Origin of the sequence: Pseudoalteromonas prydzensis (genome assembly GCF_001661495.1) — a bacterium.
GTDB classification, from domain to species: Bacteria; Pseudomonadota; Gammaproteobacteria; order Enterobacterales; family Alteromonadaceae; genus Pseudoalteromonas; species Pseudoalteromonas prydzensis.
Map to the genome: position 1 here is coordinate 27,662 of NZ_BDDT01000016.1, position 25,336 is coordinate 52,997.

The 25,336-nt window shown below is 44.2% G+C and carries 3 protein-coding genes (1 of these 3 only partly in view); all 3 read right to left on the reverse strand.

The window, feature by feature from the left end; genetic code table 11:
• Tightly spaced (each overlapping or abutting the next), the 3 genes in view from A7968_RS19690 to A7968_RS19700 form a layout consistent with a single transcriptional unit that may run on beyond the window.
• Entirely contained in the window at window positions 1–1,308 is a 1,308-nt protein-coding gene (locus A7968_RS19690) for an HlyD family type I secretion periplasmic adaptor subunit (protein ID WP_064668250.1), read from the reverse strand.
• Entirely contained in the window at window positions 1,301–3,415 is a 2,115-nt protein-coding gene (locus A7968_RS19695; RefSeq protein ID WP_064668251.1) for a type I secretion system permease/ATPase, read from the reverse strand. Before A7968_RS19695 ends, A7968_RS19690 begins: the two co-directional genes overlap by 8 nt.
• Window positions 3,412–25,336 carry the 3' portion of a T1SS-143 repeat domain-containing protein gene (locus A7968_RS19700; RefSeq protein WP_064668252.1) on the reverse strand. The gene runs 3,080 nt beyond the window's last position, so only the last 21,925 of its 25,005 coding nucleotides appear in the window; its start codon lies off the right edge, out of view; it ends in the stop codon at window positions 3,412–3,414. The genes A7968_RS19695 and A7968_RS19700 overlap by 4 nt, the downstream gene beginning before the upstream one ends.

The following is a 25,336-nucleotide window of genomic DNA, read 5'->3' on the forward strand; positions in this document are numbered from 1 at the left end:
TTATGGTTCTCTCATGGCATTAGCTTTGGCACGCAAAAGCGGCTTTAGCCAATACTGTAAAACGGTTTTTTTACCAGTCAAAATATCTACACTGGCTTGCATGCCGGGTATAATTGGCTGCTGAGCCAATATATTCCCATCGGTTTTTATATGTGCTTCATAATAGGTTGTGCCATCTTCTAGTTGTGAGGCGTCAGGACTCACATAGATAACCTCTCCTTTTAGTCCACCATAAATGACAAAGTCATAGGCGCTAAATTTCACCATGGCTGGCATACCTTGGCGAATAAAACCAATATCTTTAGGTGCTATTTTGGTTTCGACAATAAGTTTGTCGTCCAACGGCACTATTTCCATGATGACTTGGCCTGGCTCGATAACCCCTCCCACTGAACGAGAGGCGATATTTTTTACAGTGCCAGTTAATGGCGATTTAATCTGGGTTTTTATTAATCTGTCTTCTAGCGCTTTACTACTTTCGTTAATTTTAGCTAAGTTATTAGTAACTTCATCTAACTCATTTTGCGCGTTGGCAATGTAGTCTAGGGCAACTGATGTTCGCTCTTCTTTACCTTGTTCTTTTGCTGCCATTAATTGCTGTAATAAAGCATTGGCACGATTAACTTCACCAGAGAGCATTACCTCTTCTCGTTGTAATTTAACTAGCTCCATTTCAGCGACAGCACCATCATCAACGCCTTCTGAAGTTAGTTTTACTTCACGGGATATCAATTTAAGACGTTGTTTTAATGAATCAATATTGGCTTGTTGTTCAATAATAGCTTGGCTTTGTTGCAAAATCATTTGTTGGCTTTGTTGTAGCAACGAACGCAGTTGCGATAAACGTGCTCTGTAGCTATTACGGGCACTATTTGCTATATGGGCTGGAATGTCGCTTGCAGATAAATTGACCTCTGTGATTGCAACTCCAGTCACTGTTTCACGGTCGATGACGATGGTTTCAAGTTCCGCGGTTAATCTCAGTTGTTTCGCTATTAAGGCGTCACGCTCTTGATTAGATTCAGCAAACGCAGCAGCAAAACGAGTATCATCAAGTAACAATACCGGTTGGCCTTGTTGCACTAGCTCGCCTTCTTGTACTAGTACTTGTTTTAAAATGCCGCCATCGAGGTTTTCTACCGTTTGTACTGTTTGGGCGGGTACTACATTACCTTCGCCAACAATCACTTCGTCTAAGGTGGCGAAGGTTGCCCAAGCGATTGTACACACTAAGACTAAAAATACGATTAGGATTAACCTTTGCGCTTGGCGTGCCGCCTGTAGTTGCGATATCTCTAAGTTACTCATTGGATGTCGCTCCGTGAGGTTTAACTGTTATGCTTCGCAAGCGACGGTTATTACCATTAAACAGTTGTTGTGGCGTTTGAATATTCGTGAGTTCACCTTTTTCAACTACGATAATTTTATCGCACAGTGATAGTACAGCCGCTTTGTGGCTTGCGATCACCATAGTAGTATCAGAGATATTTTTTAAGCTACTTATAATATGTCGCTCACTGATTTCATCCATAGCACTGGTAGGTTCATCGAGCAGTAATAATTTCGGGCTTTGCAGTAATGCGCGCGCTAATATAACTGCTTGGCGTTGTCCTCCTGATAAGCAGCGGCCAAATTCTCCCACTTGGCTTTCAAGGCCGGTTTCAAGGCGATCAATAAAATGATGAATACCTGCCATGTGGATCACTCTTGAAAGCTCTTTAGGATCGACTTGTTGGCAACCGACGGTGATATTTTCTAATAAACTGCCATAAAATAAACTCGGACTTTGTGCCATCCAGCCGGTGTGTTTGCGTAAGGTTTTCAGTGACCATTGGTTTATTTCAATATCATCAATGAATATTTGTCCTTGAGTTGCTTGATATTGCCCTGCAAGTAGCGCTAATAAAGATGATTTCCCCGAGCCTGCGGCTCCATAAATACCTACTTTTTCTCCTGCTTTAATATCAAAATTGAGTTGCTGTAATACTGCTAGTTTTTGTTCTGGGTAGTTAAATGTGAGGTTTTTAACTCGAATATTACCGCTTAGCTCGCTGTGGCTGCTAAGTATACTTTGTTGATTTTCTTGCGGTAGTTCAAGTACCGCTTTGACAGATTCGATGGCTGATTCTGTTTGTTTAAACTTTAACAGCAACGACGCTATTTGACTGATTGCGCCACCAGCACGGCCACTTATCATCACCATGGCAATTAAAGCGCCCATACTGACTTCGCCTGCTTGAATTAAATATACCCCTGCAACAATTAAACCTATGGTGGTTACTTGTTGCAGTGCGGCAACTGTATGGCTGAGTGTGTTGGCACTGTGGCGAGATTTATTTTGCCAGGTAGCCAACTGAGCCATGGTTTGCTCCCAAAGGCGCTGTGCTTTTCCTTCACTGCGCGATTGTTTTAATTCAACAATTTGATTTAAATATTCAATTAAATAAGCTTGTCGTTGGGTGCTAAGTTTAGCTGCTTCTTCAACACTGTTGGTGAGTCTGCCTTGTAAAAATGCACCGGTAAGTACAATCAATAACATAGTGGTGATCGGGATCAATACGATTGCACCGCCCAACCAACCTATTAGCGCTAAAAACATTAAGGTAAACGGTAAGTCGATAGCTGATACTAAGGTCGCTGAGGTTAAAAACTCCCTTACACTATCAAAATCTTGTACTTGTTTTGCATAAGCGCCAGCCGATTGTGGTCTATGCTCTAAGCGCATACCAATGACTTTACTAAATAGGGTGCTTGATACTTTAAGGTCAATACCTTTACCTGCGGTATCGGTTAGCTGCGTACGAGCTTGCTTTAAAAACCAATCAAAGCTGATGGCAATCATTGCGCCAAATGCGAGTACCCATAAAGTATCAAGGGCGGCATTGGGCACAACACGGTCATACACATTCATAGTAAATAGTGGGATCACCACTGCAAGCAGGTTAACGGTGAATGAGCCTAGTAATAATGAACCATAAAATGGTTTTACTTCATTAAATACCGGTTGTAGCCAATGGGGAATTTTTGAGTGAATAGAGCTACTGCGTTTATCGATTACTTGATCAATCGATAGATGCCAGCTAACAAGCCATGTTTGTTGTTCAAGTTTAACGGTTGTTACTTCAGGATCGGCAGTTTGAAATAATACGATGATTTTATCATTTTGCTTATCGAGTAGCCAAAGCTGCCCTTGTTGGTCTATTACAGCTGCAGGAAATAGCATTTGTGATAGTTTTAAGACTTGTTGAGCGCCTGCAATATTACCATTGTTTAATGCACGCTCTATATGATGTGGCGCTAGTTGCCCATCAGGTAGTCCATCACTGAGTTGATCTCGATTGCAGCGCTGTGCAAACGCCGTGTTCGCACAGCTTACAAATTCGACTACTTGATCATGAGTGAGTGTTAAATTCATGGTTCGATAGAGTCCATATTATCCATAATTTTCATTAAGTCCTGCTCAAATTGACCGCTGTCATGACTGGCACCGAGTTCGCTATCAGTGCTGTCCATAGGATCGGTTGGCTCCTGCGCTAGAATATATTGCAATTGCTCAATTGACAGTGATCCAGTTGAATTAGCTTCTTGAGCTGTGCTGGCTACGCTTACTGAGATCTCTTGTACCGCACCGTTTTGGGTTTCGCCATTAAGTTCGGCATAAGGGGTCATGATCAAGGTAAAATTATCGCCAGCTTCAGCGCCAATGATTTGTAAATTGGCAACATCGGCTAAGTCAATGACCCAGTTATTACCGTCTTTGCTTCCTGCATTTAAACTTAAATCATCAGGGATCCCGCTAATTGTTAAGTAACCAGTTTCTGTCGCTGCTGGGTTTTGCAAATCTAGGCTGAGGTTCAACGGTATATTATCAGGATCTGTTACTGATATATCGCTAAAGCTGAGCCAGATTGGCGCATCTACTTCCGGTTCGAGTGTTAAAGTAAAGTTGGCTGTTTTAGGATCGCTGGTATCTGACATTACAGTACCATTGACCGTTGCGGTATCTATGCTTGCAACATCAACTTGCATATTTAGGTTACCCCAAGCAAGCGTACCCGCATTAAAGTCAAAGTTTTGTAGTTGATTACTAGCCACAACTAAAGTAGCGATAAAGCCACCAGCGCCATCGCTGGTAAAATACACTTGTTGACCATCTACCTCGATATACGCGCCGTTTAAGCCAACTAATGCTGTAGTGTCTGAATCCGCGTTAATTTTAACAGTAAGCTGAATTTGCTCGTCTTCATTAGTGTCTTCACTTATTGCAAGTAAATTGATGGTAACAGTTTCATCCTCATTCGCTGCGTAACTGCTATTTGGTGCCCTAACCAAATCAACTCCATCACCGATTGGGCGTACGCCCACTACAAATTCAGCTGTGGTACTTAAGTAAGTTGCAGGGTCTTGATCTTTTGTGATTGCTTTAAGGGTCAGTGGAATATCACCATTAAAATCTTGCGGTGGAATAAGAACAATATTGCCACTGGCTAGTTGCTCCGGGGTAACACTCCAGTTATAGGTTTCTAGACCTCTAAAGTCACCACCGTCTGCACCATTATTTGCCAGTGCAGTGTAAGTACCATCGCCATTATCAAGAGCAAGCACTGCATTTTTAGGTACACCTGAAATACTTAAGTACATTATTTCAGAGCCGTCATTGTCAAATAGTTCAGCGCTGATCCCGGTTAGTTTTATTGCCGTATCTTCGTCACCTAAAATATTAGCTACCGTTAATGTCGCGTAATCGGTAACCGGTTTTATATCTAAGGAAATAGTGGAACTAAAGCTGCTTGTATCAGTTACTGTACCAGTTGATATCAGTGCCGTATCAATAACTTGACCACTAATTTCTAATCGTAGTACGCCAGAACCAGAGACATTTAGCGGTGGCGTAACACTAACATTTGTAAGTGCTTGGTTGAGTTCATTGCTATTGCTGCCAGTAAATACATAACTATTACTGGTACCATCAACAAGTACGAACAAGCCAGATGGATCATTTAATGTCCCCCCATCTAGCAAAGTAATAGTTAAATTGTTTGCCGTATTTTGAGTATCGATCACCACACTCTCTACACCGCCGGTGGTTGCTGAGCTATCACTATCAATAAAGCTAAGTGTTAAGCCCAATGGTTGCGAACTATCTTCTTCAATCGCAGTGGTATTGGTAACAACAGTGACACCATCAGCAATTGGACTTACGTCGACACTAATTATTTGACTATCATCAATGACAGTATCACCACTGATTGGATCAACAGCGATAACGCGAATTGGAATATCGAGTATGCCTGCAAAGTGAGTTCCTGCGGTCGATATTGTAACTCCCTCTAATGCGCTAGCTGGGAATACATATTCAATGACTGATTGACCGCTGGCATCGTGAATTATCTCTACACCAGCGCCAGTGACAACAGCACCTACTGGTAAATCGGATGCTAATATCCTAAAGCTAATTTGATCATTGCTGTCATTGGTAAATGTATTGGTAAAGTGACCGCTGAAGTCAATTACGCTGTCTTCTTCGGCATCAATAATTGTTTCTTGAATTTGATTAACTGGGCTTGCTACAGAGTCTGCGGCTCCTTGAGTAAATTCAACTTGGATTGTGCCAAAGATCGCATCGTCATCAGTTAAGTCTGTGACTTTTGCTGCAACAATGATTTCTATTGGGCCATTGGTCGCATTATTGCTTATTAGGGTGACACCACTTAACACATCAACAATATCAACAGTTGCTGCGGTGGTTCCAGCATCGGTTGGTATTAACCAACGACCTTCACCGTCAGGTAAAGCACCTGGATAATCAACGTAGAAACCATCGCTGTCTGGCAGAATTAAAACTATGTAATCAATGGTCTCTGAGCCATCAATATCAGCTTCACTAAAGTTCATTGCACCTGTTAAATCTAGGCTTCCTGTATTACTTATCAAAATACCGGCTGAGGTGGCAACTAACTCACTGCGGTTACCATCAATTTCGATTTCTTTATCAAAATCCGGGGCAATAGTCACAGTGCTGGTGGTCGCAATATTTACTGGTGTTGTGTTACCTGCATCGGAGGTATCGATTACTGTGTAAGTTATATTTATAACAAAGTCACCGGAGGCATCTTCTGGCGGCAAGATTGCCAATCTTCCGCTGGCTAAGAAGCCTGCTAAGTCACCATTAGCAAGCGTTGCTAGATCAAGTGAGCCGTTGAACTCAATTTCAACGCCATCTAATAGCAGTTTCACACCGCTTGGAATATCCGTGATCACAGCGCCAGTGATTATTTCGCTGTTATCAGCATCAGCTGTAGTTGGGTTTATATTTAGTACAGCTGCTTGATCTTCAATACCGGCTGAGCTGGTGGCAAGGTTTGATTCATTAGAGTCAAGAATAGGTGTGAGAGCTATATTCACATCCATTGTAAACTCACCTGCATCGCCGTCAGGTTCAGTGGTCACGGTTATAATATTAAAATTAATACCAGTGCCGCTAAAGTCACCTTGTGGTTTAAGGTAAAGAGTTTGTAACTGTTCAGCTGAAACGCCATAAACAGGTTTGCCATTTTCGGCACGAATAATTTCAAGTTCAACAGGGTTACCATTGATATCGACAATGCTGACACCATCTGGCAAGTTGGAGATTAGTAAGTTTATAACCTCAGAGCCATCATTGTCAGATGTTCTGACTAAGAAGTCTAAGGAGATTAAGTCATCTTCATCAAACTCAGCAACGTTGGTTAACAGCGCTTGTTGTTCATCAAAACTCCAATTAGCCCCTGTGTCAACTGTTGGAGGGTCGATCACACCTTTTACTGTAATAGTGAGATCTTTGCTTTCACTGCGAGCTGTTTCAGAGCCTGGTTTTACCGCTACACCGTCTGTTTCGGTTTCATACGCAACGGCAACGACAGACACTTTAAAGTTATTATTAACAGAGCTAATATCGGTTTCAGGAATTATTTGAATATTACCCGCTAATACATCAACACTGCTGACACTATAAGTGCCATTGCCTAAATCTGTAATTGATGCCCCATTGAGTGCTTCCATACTCCAGCCTGTCGGTACGGTGAACTCATAAAATAATAATTCAGAGCCATCTGGGTCATTTACTTGGCCGGTAACTAATTTTCTAGCATCTATGGCTTCATCTTCATTGGTACGTGCATTTGCAACAATTAAATCAGGTATGTCGGCGACAGGTTGCAATTCAACAGTGACAAGTTGTGCAGTTTGTTCAGCAACATCTTGGTTATCTTGCTCAGTTGCGATGGCAGTAATTTCAAAAGTAAATGAACCTGATAAATTATTAGCTCCTTGCGCTGTTAACGTATTTATTTGTTCAGCAGTTATGGTATCGCCATTTTGAACAAGGTTACCGTTGATTTTTAAAATCAGGCCATCTTCAATATTATCAATACGATAACTGAGTACCTCTGAGCCATCAGTATCTTGTAGGTTGGCAAGTAAATTTAGCTCAATAGGCTCGCCGTCTTCTTCACCTAAATAGCTAAATTCACTACTTTGATCCCAAAGTGGTGTATCAGCCACTGAGTTAATCGTGACATCTAGAGCGCTATTTATTTCACGGCTGCCGTTTTCATCTGTAATTTCAACAGTAACATCAAGCGTTACTTGCTGACTGGCAATTGCATCAGAAGTGTTAGCTGCTGGTGTAAATAATAAGTCTCCATTGGGTAACGCGGTACCAATCGGTAAAACGGTGCCGTCAGGCAGAGTCAATTCTTGCTCTAATACGCGCATATTAGAGCCTGAAATTACTACGAAACCATCAATAATTGGCAGTGTTGTAATATTGCCAGCGCCGTCATCTAGGGTCAGCACGCCGCCGTTTAGAGACGCTTCGCTAATTTTGATTTCTGTGATTACATCGCCACTATCAAGATCACCAGGGTAAGCTGCGAGTTGTACTAAAATCGCTTCGTCTTCATTACCTTCTGGTTGATAAAAAGCAATACGTCCTTCACTATCTAAAACATGTAGATTAAGGTTATTGGTGACCGTGTCGCCATCAGCATCTGTGACTTGGTAGCTAATGGTATCGTCAAATATATTGGTATCAGCAGCAAATGGATTTGTAGAAATAGATACTGTGCCATCACTGTTAATGGTTAAAGTGCCGTATTCTTCATCCCCATTTCGTAATGTTATGGTGTCACCTGCGCTGTAATTCACACCTAGGTAGGTTACTTGAGTTATCGTAGCACCATCGGCACCTTGTTTTACACCATCAAGCAAATCGAGGCTAAGGTTATCACCTTCAGAAAAGGTGATATCGGTATCAACTGCAACCGGTATATCATCTTTCACAGAGACGGTTAATTTTTGAACTGCTGATTTATCACCATCTGCATCAATGGCTTGTATTTCAAACAGAATATCAAGCTGATTAGTGCCATTGCCTGTCGCATGATCTAATGCTTGGCTCTGGGTGTACTCGTAGCTACCATTTGCGAAGAAACGAATTCTAAATACTTCGCTATTATCGGTTGCTCTGGCAAAATACCAGCCACTTTCAGTTGCTGTAGTTGATAAAGTAACAGCTTGTCCACCTTTAGTAATGCCATCTAGACTGAAGCCGTCAGCGAGTGCGACAGTAACAATTTCATCACTGCCCGTGGCTAGAGTGAAGCTACCAGTTGTTGATATGGAGTCATTACTGTTTAGGTCAAATTCATCAACAATATTATCAGGTGTTCCTGGGGTGACAATTTCTGGCGCTAGGCCATCATCAACATTAACTGTGACTTCGTTTAGTATTGAAGTATTGTCAGCATCAATAATCGCAACTGGTACGATAAGGCTTAACTGTATGTCTTGCGCTGCTAAATGATCGATGGCACCAAAGAGCTCAAAGTTTATTGTTGCGGTCGTCGATTGACCTGGTTCAAGACTTAAGCTTGTAGGCAAGGTAGTTTCAAATACAACAGTACCATCAGGGAGCTGGCCTTGCGCCTTACCATTGCCTAAGTTAATCCAAGTGATAGCTTGGCCATTTTGGGTAAGTGCATTACCTTGGCTATCAAGTACAGCTGCACCGCTATTAAACTGATAGCCAATAGCAACAATTGCATCATTACCGGCCACGATAGTGATTTCACCGCTATCCGAATTAGTATAGCTACTATTATCTTTAGGCAGTTCAGTTACATTAAGTATTGGTGTATCGCCATCAATTGATTCATCATCAATAATGGTTATATCGAGATTGGCTGATACTGTATCGCCATCAAAATCAGTCATTTCAATTTTTAAGTTGATCGCATCTGTTACATCTTGATCCAGTGCTCGGTATAGCGTGACGATATAATCTTGGGCTAATGAATCTGTACTACTGCTAAAATCACCCGCGAGTTCTACTTGGAAAACAGGATCATTAACATCACCCGTATGACCAATAATGGTTTTTCCGTCGGCACTAATAGCATAAATAATGGCGAGACTGTTACTCGTTAGCTGTGGTTGCTCATTGCTTGGAGAAAAGATAACTTCAACAATTTGATCTGAGCCAACTAATGTTGATAGCTGACCAGTTGCGACTTGGGTGCCTTGAGTTAAATTATTTTCGTCTAAAGTGACCGCTGTAATGCCGGCAAATTGTGGATCATTACCATCAAAAATTGTAATAGATGCATCGCCTTGGGAAATTTGCGTTCCATCTAAATCTTCTGCAGTGATAGTTAATACAAGCTGTAGCTGCTCAGACACTTCATGATCGATAGGACCTTGTTGTTGATAGACTGCTGTAGCTGATAAGTCATCACCATTATTTATCGCGGTTAAGTTAATCGTAATAATGGTATTTCCAGCAGCAGTCGCTGTTAGTGTTTTGCCATCATCAGATAGAGCAAATGTTAGCGTGTTGCCATCGCTGCTTAGGTTTAACGCATTCAAGCGAGCTAATGTTGTATCACTAAAAGCGATCGAGTCAGCTAATAGCGTGTCAGAGCCAGAGAAAACGGTAAAGTTTATATCTCTGTTCAATACTTGGTCATAGTCAGGTTCAGTAAGGTCTAAGTTTTGATTATCTACATAGCCCGCATCGCCATCTAAAATATTAATGGTGGCAGTTGCGCCGTCTAGGCTACCGTCTTTATCTGTTACTGTGTAATCAAAACTAAAATTTTGTGGTAGCGAGTGATCTAAATTGTCGTTAGCAGTAAATTGCCAAGTGCCATTACTATTAACGATAAGTTCGCCGTAGCTCAACATGACAGTGGCAGGTGTATTTGCAGTGACTGCATATGTTTGTCCTGCAACTTCAATTTGAGTAACAACCAGTGGCCCTTCAATAGTGTAGTCATTACCTAACACACTGCCTGAGCTTACAGTATCTTCTATTACGTCATAGCTATCATCACGAGCAAAAGGAGGCGTATCATTAATTGTGATGTAGGTAGGTAATAAAACAAGCTCAGATGTACCATCATTATCAGTTTGCAATGCTTCAATAATCACAGAGGTTGTCAGTGTATTACCTATAGGCTGATCGAAAGGCTGAAATTGGGTGATCCGTACTGCATTTGGAATAAGCTCAATTGTCATTGCAATGGTGTTATTACCATCTTCACGGATCACATTAAGAGATTGGCCATCACTGGATACTTCAATTCTGACTGCATTACCACCTTCATAGGTGAGTGTGGCGAGTGCTTCTTGAACACCTGCAAAGCTCAGTGCTGCGTTATTGATGTTTAACGCACTGGTATCTGATGTTGAAGCTGATACATCTAAAATATACTCATAAAGCTCTTGGCCACGCACGACATCCAGCGTTGGCATGTCATCGGTCGCTGTATTACCTGCTATATCAGTAACGGTGGCGGTTAACTCCCATGCAGTTGCTTTATTCAAGGTACTGACATTGATATTATTGACCTGCCAAGTCCCGTTACTTCCTACACTACCAGTAAAGTAAAGAGTTTGTCCGCCATCAAAAATAGCAATGGTTACAAGTTGGCCGCTTTCGGCGTCTGTACTGCCATTAATTGAAGTAAGCTCACCAGATCGGAAAGCTTCTAAATCGAAGCCATCACCGGTCTCAATATCAATATTTACTGTGGTGTCTATGATTGCATCATCAGAATTACTAACATCATTTCCTGCTAAGTCTGATGCTTGTGCTGTAACCGCAATACTTCCATCACTCCACGTTGATAAATCAACACTGGTTTGGAATGATAAATCGTTTTGCACTTGTGCTGTTACCGTCAAAGTTTCGTTGTTTGCACCCAGTAGCGTTAAGGTAACTGTTTGTCCAGCTTCAATATTAGTAACATTACCTTGTAGCACTAGTTGACCTAATTCATTGGCAACAAGGTAGTTATCGCCACCAGAGATTATCTCCACATTAATCGCTGCTAAAGTATCTTTACCTGTGGTGGTGCTTGCATCGGCTGGGTTGCCTGCTTCGTCACTGACTGTCGCGGTATAATTTAGCTCACCATCAACTAGGCCTGTTAGGTTTTGGGTTATTTCCCAAAGGCCAGCAGTGACAGTGGTTGTGAAAGTAAGCTCTTTACCATTTTCATCGGTGATAGTGATAGTTACTAAGCGGCCATCTTCAATATTATTAACGCTACCAAAAATACGCGTTGCAGGTGCTTCCGCGGCGTTGATTACATTGTCTGTGAAATCAGCATTGGTATCGACCTCAATAGTAATACTTGCCTGTGTATCTTTTATAATAGTCGTTGTATCAGTGGCATTATTACCAGCAATGTCTTGGGCGGTTGCTGTAATATCAATGTTACCTTCAGTAAAGCCCGAAAAATCAACATTCTCGACCGACCAATAGCCATCGACTACTGTGGTGGTAAATGTTTGTGTATTACTGCCGTCGGTAACAGTTACAGTGACCGTTTGACCATTTTGGATCCCCAGTACTGCACCACCTAAGTCGACACTATTTTGTTCGCTTTCATTTATAACCCCATCAACATCAAGTGTGGTAGCGGCGATGATTGCCAGCGTATCTTTATTGAATATAAGTGTATTAGAGGCTGGGTTTTCCGCCTGATCTGCAACTTTGGCTTGGACTTGAATTTTACCGTCAACTAAATTACTCAAGTCGACGTTATCAATACTCCAAGCACCAGCAATCACCGTGGTTGTCGCTGTTGCGGTATTACCATTGCGGTCGACAAAATACAGAGTCACTGTTTGTCCGTCTTGTACGTCCGTCACGGTGCCAGAAAAATTATTATTGGCTGTGACTTCGTTCTCATTGATAACCTGATCTGCGAGATCTGTATCATTTAGCGCTATGGTGATCCTTGCAACGACATCTTTTTGTGCCGCGTCAGTTGCTTGATTATTGTTGCCTGCACGATTTTCTACACTGGCAACCGCGGTAATTTCACCATCGGCTAAGAAGCGTGAATCGAAGTTTTCAATTAACCATTGGCCGTTTTCAACGACCGCTGTTAGCTCAATGGCAGTTCCTTGAGAATCAGTAACGACGACCGTTACAATTTGACCGTTTTCAGCGTCGGTGGTGCCACTAATTCGTACGGTGGGTGCTTCAGCGGCATTGATGGTGTCATCTTGTACGGTATCAATCTCAACCGTGATTGCTGGTGGTTGAGTGTCTTTAGATACTGTATTTGTCGCGATTGCAGGGTTACCAAAACTATCAATACTGGTGGCGGTGAAGGTTAGGTCGCCATCCAGTAAACTCGATAAGTCGCCATTTTCAATAATAAAGAAGCCATTTTGTACTGTGGTATTAAAGGTTAAGCGGTTACCGGCTTCATCACGAACAACTATTTCAACAGGTTGGCCGTCTTCAATGTCGTTGGCAACGCCACCAAAGGTGGCTGGATTGACCTCAATGGTATTTAAAATACCGTCGCCATTGGTTTGTATCTGCATCGAAATGGCGGATAACGTGTCTTTAAATGTTTGCGTGTCAGCATCGGCAGGGTTACCAGCCGCATCGCTGGCGGTGACCGTAAAGCTCAGCTCGCCTTCTGCAAAGCTTGATAGGTCGAGCTCCCCTAAACTCCATGCGCCATTGGCGACAGTGGTGGTGTATTGTTGTTTCACGCCATTTACATCGGTGATGACGATGGTCACTGTTTGACCATCTTCAATATTAGTGGCGGTGCCATTGACCAGAACCGCACCGACTTCACGGGCGTTGATTGAGTTATCGCCGCCATCATCGACACTGATGGTGAGGTTTGCTTGGGTGTCTTTGAGCACTGTTGTGGTATTGGTTGCGGTATTGCCAGCGACATCGGTGCTGCTGGCATCGACGGTGAGTTCACCTTGTGCAAACACAGTTAAATCGAGGTTATTTAGCGTCCAGACACCATTGACAACGGTGGTGGTAAATTCAAGGCTACGGTTTTGGCTATCAGTGACCGTGATAGTGACGGTTTGGCCTTCTTCAATACCGCTGACTGCACCGGATAAATCCACCGAACTTTGCTCAGCGTTATTAATAACTTGGTCGCTATCCAGCACGTTGACTGTGATAGTGGCGACGGTGTCTTTTGCAAAGGTAACGTTATCCGTGGCGGGGTTTTCCGCGACATCGTTCACACTGACGGTTGCAGTGATTTGACCATCAGCAAGGCCGGTTAAATCAACATTATCAATTGCCCATAGGCCGCCGCTAACCGTGGTCGTTACTTGGCTCGTATTGCCATTGATATCAGAGAAGGTGAGGGTAACTGTTTGCCCGTCTTCGACATTAGTCACGGTACCAGAGAAGCTATTTGCACTGCTTTCTGCACTATTTAAAATCTGGTCAACGTCATTAAATGTCACGTTAATCTCAGCGACGACATCTTTTTGCACGACTTCTTGATTACTGCCTGAGTTGCCCGCTTGGTTAGTAACGGTGGCAGTGCCGGTAATGTCGCCATCAACTAATTGCTGAGTGTCAACATTATTAATCGTCCATACGCCGCCATTAACAGTGGCTGTGCGGGTAATGCTATTTCCCGCTGAATCGCTAAGTACCACAGTAACGGTTTGGCCATCTTCAACATTACTGACGGTACCAGTGATATCCACCATCGGTGACTCTTCATCATTAATGATGTTATCTTGAATGGTGTCGATATCAATGGTGATCTCTACTGGCGCGGTGTTTTTTATCACGGTAGTGGTGCTGGTGGCAGGGTTACCGTTTTGATCTGTTGCGGTTGCAGTAAAGGTGAGAGTGCCATCGGCAAGACTGCTTAAATCTTCTGCGTTGATGACATAAAAACCATTTTGCACAGGAGCTGTAAAGCTGAGTGTTTGGTTGTTTTCATCAGTAACAGTCACCGTAACTATTTGCCCTGTTTCGATGTCGTTTGCCGAGCCACCAAAGGTTACAGTATCAACTTCATCGCTATTTAGTATGCCATCACCATTGGTGCCAACTTGAATACCCAGTGCAGATAGGGTGTCTTTAAACACACTACTTGAAGCATTTGCTGCGTTGCCCGCGGCGTCTGCGCCGGAGACCGTTAATGTTAACGGTCCTTCAGCAAGGGCAGATACATCAATATCGTCTAATGTCCAAGCTTGATTAGCTACTTGCACACCATAGCTCAGTGAAATGCCATTACTGTCAGTGATCACCACAGTGAGTGTTTGACCATCTTCAATATTTTTCGCTTGGCCAAAGAAATCAACGGCGCCAACTTCTAATCCATTGAGTGTATTATCTCCCCCATCTGCGACATCGATGGTCAGTGAGGCGAGGGTATCTTTAACTACAGTTGTGGTGGCGCTTGCTTGGTTGCCTGCTTCATCAGTACTGGTAACAGTGACCACTAAGTCGCCTTCGGCCAGATCGGTGATATCTACATCACTCAATGACCATGCACCATTGATGAGCGTAGTTTCACCGGTACGTGTAAAGCCGTTACTATCGGTTACTGAAATTATGACTGTTTGGCCATTTTCAATACCCGTTGCTATACCACCCAGATTCACTGCTGTTTGTTCGTTGCTATTTATCACTTGGTCGGCATCATCAATGGCAATAGACATCGTTGCCGTGGTGTCTTTAGTAAAAGTGACGCTGTTGTTGGCAGGGTTTTCCGCTACATCACTAACGGCTATGCTTGCGGTGATCTCACCATCAGCAAGCGATGATAAATCTACATCACCGAGTGTCCAGCTGCCATTGAGTACTAAGGTGGTGGCAGTGACTGTTAGGCCGTTTTTATCAGTTAATGTGAGGGTGACGGTTTGCCCGTCTTCAACATCTGTAACTGTACCTGAGAAATTGTTTTCTCGGCTCTCGGTTTGGTTGATAACTTGGTCGCTGTCATTTAATTGTATGGTGATATTAGCAAGCACATCTTTACCAACAATTTCTTCTGCAGTGCCTGTGTTACCAACATTATTCATCACGGTTGCAGTACCGGTGATAGTGCCATCTAATAAGCTTGACGTATCAACATTATCTAAGCGCCATGCATTGTTGGCCACTGTGGTGGTGAAGGTCAATGTGGTGCCATTGCTATCAACTAGGGTAACGGTGACAACCGCACCATCCTCAACATTTACAGTGGTCCCTGTGATATCAACAGCAGGTGATTCTGCATCATTGATCACATTATCTTGGATGGTGTCGATATCAATGGTGATCTCCACCGGTGCGGTGTTTTTCACGACGGTGGTGGTGGCTGTGGCTGGGTTGCCATTTCTATCTGTGGTGTTGGCGGTAAAGGTTAAATCGCCATCAGCAAGGCCGGATAAATCGCCATCTTCAATAATAAAGTAGCCGTTACGAATCACAGTATTAAAGGTTAGTGTCGTGCCTTGGCTGTCAGTGACGGTAATTTCTACAGCTTGACCGATTTCAATGTCGTTAGCCACACCACCAAAAGTCGCTGGATTAACTTCTAATTCGTTAAGAATATCATCGCCATTGGTTTGCACTTGCATTGAAATGGTGGATAGGGTGTCTTTAAATACAAAGGTGCTATTGTTGGCGTTATTACCTGCTAAGTCGGTGGCTGAAACACTGAAATCAAGGCGGCCTTCAGCAAAACCGCTCATATCGACGCCTTCGATCGCCCAGCGTTCGCCCACAACGGTCGTCGTCAGTGTTTGCGTTTTGCCCTCGCTATCCGTGATAGTCACCGTCACGGTTTGTCCATCCTCGATATAAATTGCATCACCGGCTAAATCGACACTGCCGACTTCTGCAGCGTTGAGTAACTCATCACCGCCGCTGTCTACCTCAATGGTGACCAGTGCTTGGGTGTCTTTTATGGCAGTTGTACTGCCATCAGCTTGGTTTCCGGCATTATCTTGAGCACTGGCGGTAACGGTAAATTCACCTTCTGCAAAACTGCTGATATCTACACCTGTGAACGTCCAATTGCCATTGATGACGGTGGTGGTAAATTGCAGCTCACGGCCAGTGTTATCAGTCAGCGTGACGGTCACGGTTTGACCGTTTTCAATGCCAGTAACCGAGCCTGACAGTGCAATAGTTGTTTGCTCCGCGGTGTTGATCAATTGATCAACATCATTGACTGTGACCGTGATATCTGCGGTGGTGTCTTTTAAGAATATAATGGTGCTGCTTGCTGGGTTTTCTGGCTGATCGCTGACACGGGCTTGCGCAGTAATTTTACCATCCACCAAGTTTGATAAATCGACATTTTCCAGCGTCCACGCGCCACCAATCACCGTTGTCACAGCCGTTGCTGTATTACCGTTTTTATCAAGGAAGTATACGGTGATCTGTTGGCCGTCTTCCACATCAGTCACTGTACCCGAGAAGCTATTCACTGTGACTTCGTTTTCGTTAATAACTTGGTCAGCATCGTCCAGTTGTAAAGTGATTTCAGCCAGTACATCTTTTAATGCAGTGTCGGTTGCGTCACCGGTATTACCGGCACGGTTTTCAACGCTGGCCACCGCGGTAATGTCACCATCGACTAAGAAACGGGTGTCGACGTTTTCAAGCATCCACGTGCCGTTAATTACGGTGGTCGTGAGGGTGATTGAATTACCCGCGGTGTCGGTTAATAACACCGTCACGACTTGGCCGTTTTCAGCATCGGTGGTGCCGCTAATACGCACGGTGGGTGCTTCAGCGGCATTGATGGTGTCATCTTGTACGGTGTCAATCTCGACGGTTATTTCAACTGCGGCAGTGTCTTTAGTCACCGTGTTTGTAGCAACAGCAGGGTTACCAAAACTATCAATACTGGTGGCGGTAAAGGTTAGGTCGCCATCCAGTAAACTCGATAAATCGCCATCTTCAATAATAAAGAAACCGTTTTGTACTGTCGCGCTGAAGGTTAAGCGGTTACCGGCTTCATCACGGACAATAATTTCAACCGGTTGGCCATCTTCAATGTCGTTGGCAACCCCACCAAACGTTGCAGGGTTAACTTCGATGCTATTTAAAATACCGTCGCCATTGGTTTGTATCTGCATCGAAATGGCGGATAACGTGTCTTTAAATGTTTGCGTGTCAGCATCGGCAGGGTTACCAGCCGCATCGCTGCCGCTGACAGTAAAGCTTAGCTCACCTTCTGCAAAGCTTGATAGGTCAAGCTCCCCTAAGCTCCAAGTGCCATTAGCGATAGTGGTGGTGTAGTGTTGATTTACGCCATTTACATCGGTGATAGTGATCGTAACGGTTTGACCGTCTTCAATATTGGTGGCGGTGCCATTGACCAGAACCGCACCGACTTCACGGGCGTTGATTGAGTTATCGCCGCCATCATCGACACTGATGGTGAGGTTTGCTTGAGTATCTTTTACCACGGTGGTGGTATTGGTTGCCGTATTGCCTGCGACATCGGTGCTGCTGGCATCGACGGTGAGTTCACCTTGTGCGAACACACTTAAATCAAGGTTATTCAGGGTCCAAGCACCATTGACAACGGTGGTGGTAAATTCAAGGCTGCGGTTTTGGCTGTCTGTGACCGTGATAGTGACTGTTTGGCCTTCTTCAATCCCGCTGACGGTGCCGGATAAATCCACTGCGCTTTGCTCAGCGTTATTAATCACTTGGTCGGTATCAATCACGTTTACAGTGATGGTGGCGACGGTGTCTTTATTAACCGTCAGTGTTGCTGTTGCTGGGTTCTCAGCAATATCATTGACGCTGGCAGAGATGCTTACTTGACCATCAGCAAGACCGGTTAAATCGACATTTGAGACTGTCCATGCGCCTGCGCTGACAATGGCTGTAGCTTGTGCGGTATTGCCATTGTTATCAGTAAAGGTGAGGGTGACGGTTTGACCATCTTCAACATTGGTGACCGTACCCGAGAATGCATTTGCAGTGCTGTCAGCGGTATTAATCACTTGGTCAACATCATCAAAGCTGACACTGACATCAGCGATCACATCTTTTTGCACGACCTCTTGACTTGAACCGGTATTACCCGCCACATTGGTGACGGTGGCTGTGCCAGTAATATCCCCATCTTTGAGTAATCGGGTATCAAGATCAGAAATAATCCAAGCACCGCCATTGACTACAGCGGTCCGGGTGATGCTAAAGCCTGTGCTATCGGTGAGTGTCACGGTGACAGTTTGGCCATCTTCAACATTACTGACGGTACCTGATACATCGACTTTAGGCGCTTCGGCGGCATTGATGATGTTATCTTGCACGGTGTCGATATCAATAGTGATCTCAACTGGAGCGGTATTTTTTATGACTGTAGTATTGGCTGTTGCGATATTACCATTGCTATCTATACTGGTTGCGGTAAACGTGAGATCGCCATCGGCAAGGGTTGATAAGTCTGCTTGTTCAATAATAAAGTAGCCATCAGTTACCGTCGTGTTGAATGTTAAAGTGAGACCATTTTGGTCTGTCACTTTGATCACCACAGGCTGGCCTTCTTCAATATCGTTTGCAGCACCACCAAAGGTTGCAGGGTTTACCTCAACGTTATTTAAAATATCGTCGCCATTGGTTTGCACTAACATTGAAATGGCTGACTGTGTATCTTTAAACACTTCGGTGTTATTACTTGCAGGGTTGCCAGCGGCATCACTACCGGTCACCGTAAAGTCTAAATCACCTTCAGCAAAGCCAGATAAATCGAGTTCTCCTAGTGACCATTGACCGTTACTAACAGTAGCAAAATATTCTTGTTGACGATTTTCACTGTCAGTAATGGTGATTGTTAGGCGTTGGCCATCTTCGATGCCGGTGACGGTGCCAAATACTGGCACGCTGTCCACTTCACGGGCGTTGATAATGGTGTCGTTGCCTGAATCTACTTCAATGGTAATGGCAGCTTGTGTGTCTTTAATTACAGTAAGGGTATTGCTGGCCACATTGCCTGCAATATCGGTACTGGTAACGGTAACAACCAATTCACCATCGGCTAAATCATTGGCGTCAACCTCGCTTAATGACCACGCGCCATCGATGATGGTTGTTTCTGTGCTGCGGGTAACACCGTTACTGTCGGTCACCGAAATCGTTACGGTTTGGCCATTTTCAATACCGGTGACGGTGCCACCGACATTGACGCTGCCTTGCTCTGCTGCATTTATGACATTATCAGCATCGTCTAACGCAATGGTGATGGTGGCTAGGGTGTCTTTAGTAAAGCTAATACTGCTGTTGGCAGGGTTTTCAGCTACATCACTAACGGCTATGCTTGCGGTGATCTCACCATCAGCAAGCGATGATAAATCTACATCACCGAGTGTCCAGCTGCCATTGAGTACTAAGGTGGTGGCAGTGACTGTTAGGCCGTTTTTATCAGTTAATGTGAGGGTGACGGTTTGCCCGTCTTCAACATCTGTAACTGTACCTGAGAAATTGTTTTCTCGGCTCTCGGTTTGGTTGATAACTTGGTCGCTGTCATTTAATTGTATGGTGATATTAGCAAGCACATCTTTACCAACAATTTCTTCTGCAGTGCCTGTGTTACCAACATTATTCATCACGGTTGCAGTACCGGTGATAGTGCCATCTAATAAGCTTGACGTATCAACATTATCTAAGCGCCATGCATTGTTGGCCACTGTGGTGGTGAAGGTCAATGTGGTGCCATTGCTATCAACTAGGGTAACGGTGACAACCGCACCATCCTCAACATTTACAGTGGTCCCTGTGATATCAACAGCAGGTGATTCTGCATCATTGATCACATTATCTTGGATGGTGTCGATATCAATGGTGATCTCCACCGGTGCGGTGTTTTTCACGACGGTGGTGGTGGCTGTGGCTGGGTTGCCATTTCTATCTGTGGTGTTGGCGGTAAAGGTTAAATCGCCATCAGCAAGGCCGGATAAATCGCCATCTTCAATAATAAAGTAGCCGTTACGAATCACAGTATTAAAGGTTAGTGTCGTGCCTTGGCTGTCAGTGACGGTAATTTCTACAGCTTGACCGATTTCAATGTCGTTAGCCACACCACCAAAAGTCGCTGGATTAACTTCTAATTCGTTAAGAATATCATCGCCATTGGTTTGCACTTGCATTGAAATGGTGGATAGGGTGTCTTTAAATACAAAGGTGCTATTGTTGGCGTTATTACCTGCTAAGTCGGTGGCTGAAACACTGAAATCAAGGCGGCCTTCAGCAAAACCGCTCATATCGACGCCTTCGATCGCCCAGCGTTCGCCCACAACGGTCGTCGTCAGTGTTTGCGTTTTGCCCTCGCTATCCGTGATAGTCACCGTCACGGTTTGTCCATCCTCGATATAAATTGCATCACCGGCTAAATCGACACTGCCGACTTCTGCAGCGTTGAGTAACTCATCACCGCCGCTGTCTACCTCAATGGTGACCAGTGCTTGGGTGTCTTTTATGGCAGTTGTACTGCCATCAGCTTGGTTTCCGGCATTATCTTGAGCACTGGCGGTAACGGTAAATTCACCTTCTGCAAAACTGCTGATATCTACACCTGTGAACGTCCAATTGCCATTGATGACGGTGGTGGTAAATTGCAGCTCACGGCCAGTGTTATCAGTCAGCGTGACGGTCACGGTTTGACCGTTTTCAATGCCAGTAACCGAGCCTGACAGTGCAATAGTTGTTTGCTCCGCGGTGTTGATCAATTGATCAACATCATTGACTGTGACCGTGATATCTGCGGTGGTGTCTTTTAAGAATATAATGGTGCTGCTTGCTGGGTTTTCTGGCTGATCGCTGACACGGGCTTGCGCAGTAATTTTACCATCCACCAAGTTTGATAAATCGACATTTTCCAGCGTCCACGCGCCACCAATCACCGTTGTCACAGCCGTTGCTGTATTACCGTTTTTATCAAGGAAGTATACGGTGATCTGTTGGCCGTCTTCCACATCAGTCACTGTACCCGAGAAGCTATTCACTGTGACTTCGTTTTCGTTAATAACTTGGTCAGCATCGTCCAGTTGTAAAGTGATTTCAGCCAGTACATCTTTTAATGCAGTGTCGGTTGCGTCACCGGTATTACCGGCACGGTTTTCAACGCTGGCCACCGCGGTAATGTCACCATCGACTAAGAAACGGGTGTCGACGTTTTCAAGCATCCACGTGCCGTTAATTACGGTGGTCGTGAGGGTGATTGAATTACCCGCGGTGTCGGTTAATAACACCGTCACGACTTGGCCGTTTTCAGCATCGGTGGTGCCGCTAATACGCACGGTGGGTGCTTCAGCGGCATTGATGGTGTCATCTTGTACGGTGTCAATCTCGACGGTTATTTCAACTGCGGCAGTGTCTTTAGTCACCGTGTTTGTAGCAACAGCAGGGTTACCAAAACTATCAATACTGGTGGCGGTAAAGGTTAGGTCGCCATCCAGTAAACTCGATAAATCGCCATCTTCAATAATAAAGAAACCGTTTTGTACTGTCGCGCTGAAGGTTAAGCGGTTACCGGCTTCATCACGGACAATAATTTCAACCGGTTGGCCATCTTCAATGTCGTTGGCAACCCCACCAAACGTTGCAGGGTTAACTTCGATGCTATTTAAAATACCGTCGCCATTGGTTTGTATCTGCATCGAAATGGCGGATAACGTGTCTTTAAATGTTTGCGTGTCAGCATCGGCAGGGTTACCAGCCGCATCGCTGCCGCTGACAGTAAAGCTTAGCTCACCTTCTGCAAAGCTTGATAGGTCAAGCTCCCCTAAGCTCCAAGTGCCATTAGCGATAGTGGTGGTGTAGTGTTGATTTACGCCATTTACATCGGTGATAGTGATCGTAACGGTTTGACCGTCTTCAATATTGGTGGCGGTGCCATTGACCAGAACCGCACCGACTTCACGGGCGTTGATTGAGTTATCGCCGCCATCATCGACACTGATGGTGAGGTTTGCTTGAGTATCTTTTACCACGGTGGTGGTATTGGTTGCCGTATTGCCTGCGACATCGGTGCTGCTGGCATCGACGGTGAGTTCACCTTGTGCGAACACACTTAAATCAAGGTTATTCAGGGTCCAAGCACCATTGACAACGGTGGTGGTAAATTCAAGGCTGCGGTTTTGGCTATCAGTGACCGTGATAGTGACTGTTTGGCCTTCTTCAATCCCGCTGACGGTGCCGGATAAATCCACCGAGCTTTGCTCAGCGTTATTAATAACTTGGTCGCTATCCAGCACGTTGACTGTGATGGTGGCGACGGTGTCTTTTGCAAAGGTAACGTTATCCGTGGCGGGGTTTTCCGCGACATCGTTCACACTGACGGTTGCAGTGATTTGACCATCAGCAAGGCCGGTTAAATCAACATTATCAATTGCCCATAGGCCGCCGCTAACCGTGGTCGTTACTTGGCTCGTATTGCCATTGATATCAGAGAAGGTGAGGGTAACTGTTTGCCCGTCTTCGACATTAGTCACGGTACCAGAGAAGCTATTTGCACTGCTTTCTGCACTATTTAAAATCTGGTCAACGTCATTAAATGTCACGTTAATCTCAGCGACGACATCTTTTTGCACGACTTCTTGATTACTGCCTGAGTTGCCCGCTTGGTTAGTAACGGTGGCAGTGCCGGTAATGTCACCATCTTTTAATATACGGGTATCAATATCGCTAATCGTCCACACACCCCCATTAACTATTGCAGTACGGGTGATAGTGTTAACGCCATCAGTCAGTGTCACAGTGACTGTTTGGCCGTCTTCAACGTTACTGACGGTACCCGATACATCGACTTTAGGCGCTTCGGCGGCATTAATGATGTTATCTTGAATGGTATCGATATCAATGGTGATCTCAACAGCCGCTGTATTTTTGATAACATCAGTGGTAGCAGTGGCTGGATTGCCGTTTCTATCAACTCCTTCAGCGGTAAAAGTCAGCTCGCCATCAACAAGTGAACTTAAATCCTCATTCTCAATTATATAATAACCGTTTTGCACTGTGGTGGTAAAAGTTAGTGTGGTGTTGGCTTCATCAGTTACCGTAACAGTGATAACTTGACCATCTTCGATATCATTAGCTGCGCCACCAAAGGTGGTAGTGACAACCTCTTCACTATTGAGAATACCATCGCCATTGGTACCTACTTGAATAGAAATAGTGGATAAAGTGTCTTTGAACACAGTGGTATTAGCGGTTGCTGGGTTACCAGCAATGTCAGTTACATTAGCTGTAAACGTTAAAATACCTTCAGCAAAGCCGGATAGATCAGTATTAGTTAATGACCATGAACCTGCAGTAACGATAGCAAAGTACTCTTGACTTTTACCTGCTGAATCGGTCACTAAAATTGTTACCGTTTGGCCATCGTCTACATTAAGTGCCAGACCAGAAATTGCTACGTCGTCGACTTCCGCTGCATTTAATGAATTATCGCCGCCATCAGCCACGCGAATCGTCACATTTGCTAAAGTATCTTTTACGACAGTCACTGTGGTGGTTGCTATATTGCCAGCCACATCAGTACTGGTTACGGTGACCACTAAGTCGCCTTCAGCGAGATCGTTGATATCTACATCACTTAGTGACCATTTCCCATCAACGATAGTCAAAGAGCCATTAGTTCGAGTTGTACCACGACTATCAGTGACTGAGATAGTGACTGTTTGGCCATCTTCAATGCCATTTACGACACCAGAAACACTTACAGCACTTTGTTCTGCTGCATTAATTATTTGGTCTACATCTTCAACGGTAATAGATATCGTTGCCGTGGTGTCTTTAGTAAAAGTGACAGTGTTGTTTGCTGGGTTTTCAGCTACGTCACTAACGGCTACGTTTGCGGTGATCTCACCATCAGCAAGACCAGCTAAATTAACATCCCCTAACGTCCATGTACCATTTATAACTAAGGTCGTCGCTGTTACTGTTAGGCCGTTTTTATCGGTTAAAGTGAGGGTAACGGTTTGCCCGTCTTCAATGTTGCTAACAACACCAGAGAAGTTGTTTTGTTTAGTTTCGGTTTGGTTAATTACTTGGTCATCGTCGTTAAGCGTTAAGCTGATATTTGCGACGACATCTTTGCTGACAATTTCTTGCGCAGAGCCAGAATTTCCCACGCTATTGGTAACAGTGGCGGTGCCATTGATACTACCATCAATTAAAAACCGGGTATCAATATTGTCGAGTCGCCATTGGTTATTAAATACTTGAGTGGTAAAGGTTAAACTATCGCCATTGGCATCTGTTAGTACTACTGTAACAGTTGCACCGTCTTCAACATTGACGGTAGTCCCGGTGATATCAACAGCAGATGACTCCGCATCATTGATCACATTATCTTGGATGGTGTCGATATCAATGGTGATCTCCACCGGTGCGGTGTTTTTCACAACGGTAGTAGTTGCTGTGGCTGGGTTGCCATTCCTATCAGTGGTATTCGCTGTAAAAATTAAATCACCATCAGCAAGGCCGGATAAATCGCCATCTTCAATAATAAAGTAGCCGTTACGAATCACAGTATTAAAGGTTAGTGTTGTGCCTTGGCTATCTGTTACTGTGATCTCAACGACTTGACCGATTTCAATGTCGTTAGCTACACCGCCAAAAGTCGCTGGATTAACTTCTAATTCGTTAAGAATATCATCGCCATTGGTTTTAATTTGCATCGAAATGGTAGATAAGGTGTCTTTAAATACATCAGTGGTATTGCTGGCTGAGTTACCAGCTAGATCACTAGCTGTTACGACAAAGTCTAATCGACCTTCGGCAAAACTGGTAAAATCAAGATCCGCCAATTGCCACTGTTGATCCATTACTGTGGTGGTATATTGTTGGCTGTTACCCGCTGAATCCGTTACGGTAATAGTGATTAATTGACCATCTTCTATGTGAGTAGCCTCGCCATAAAGCGTAACGGCATTGACTTCATTGCTGTTGATTAAGTTATCACCATTTGATTCAACAACAATTGTTACTTCTGCGAGTGTATCTTTAATATGATCTGCGGTTGCTGTTGCAGTATTACAG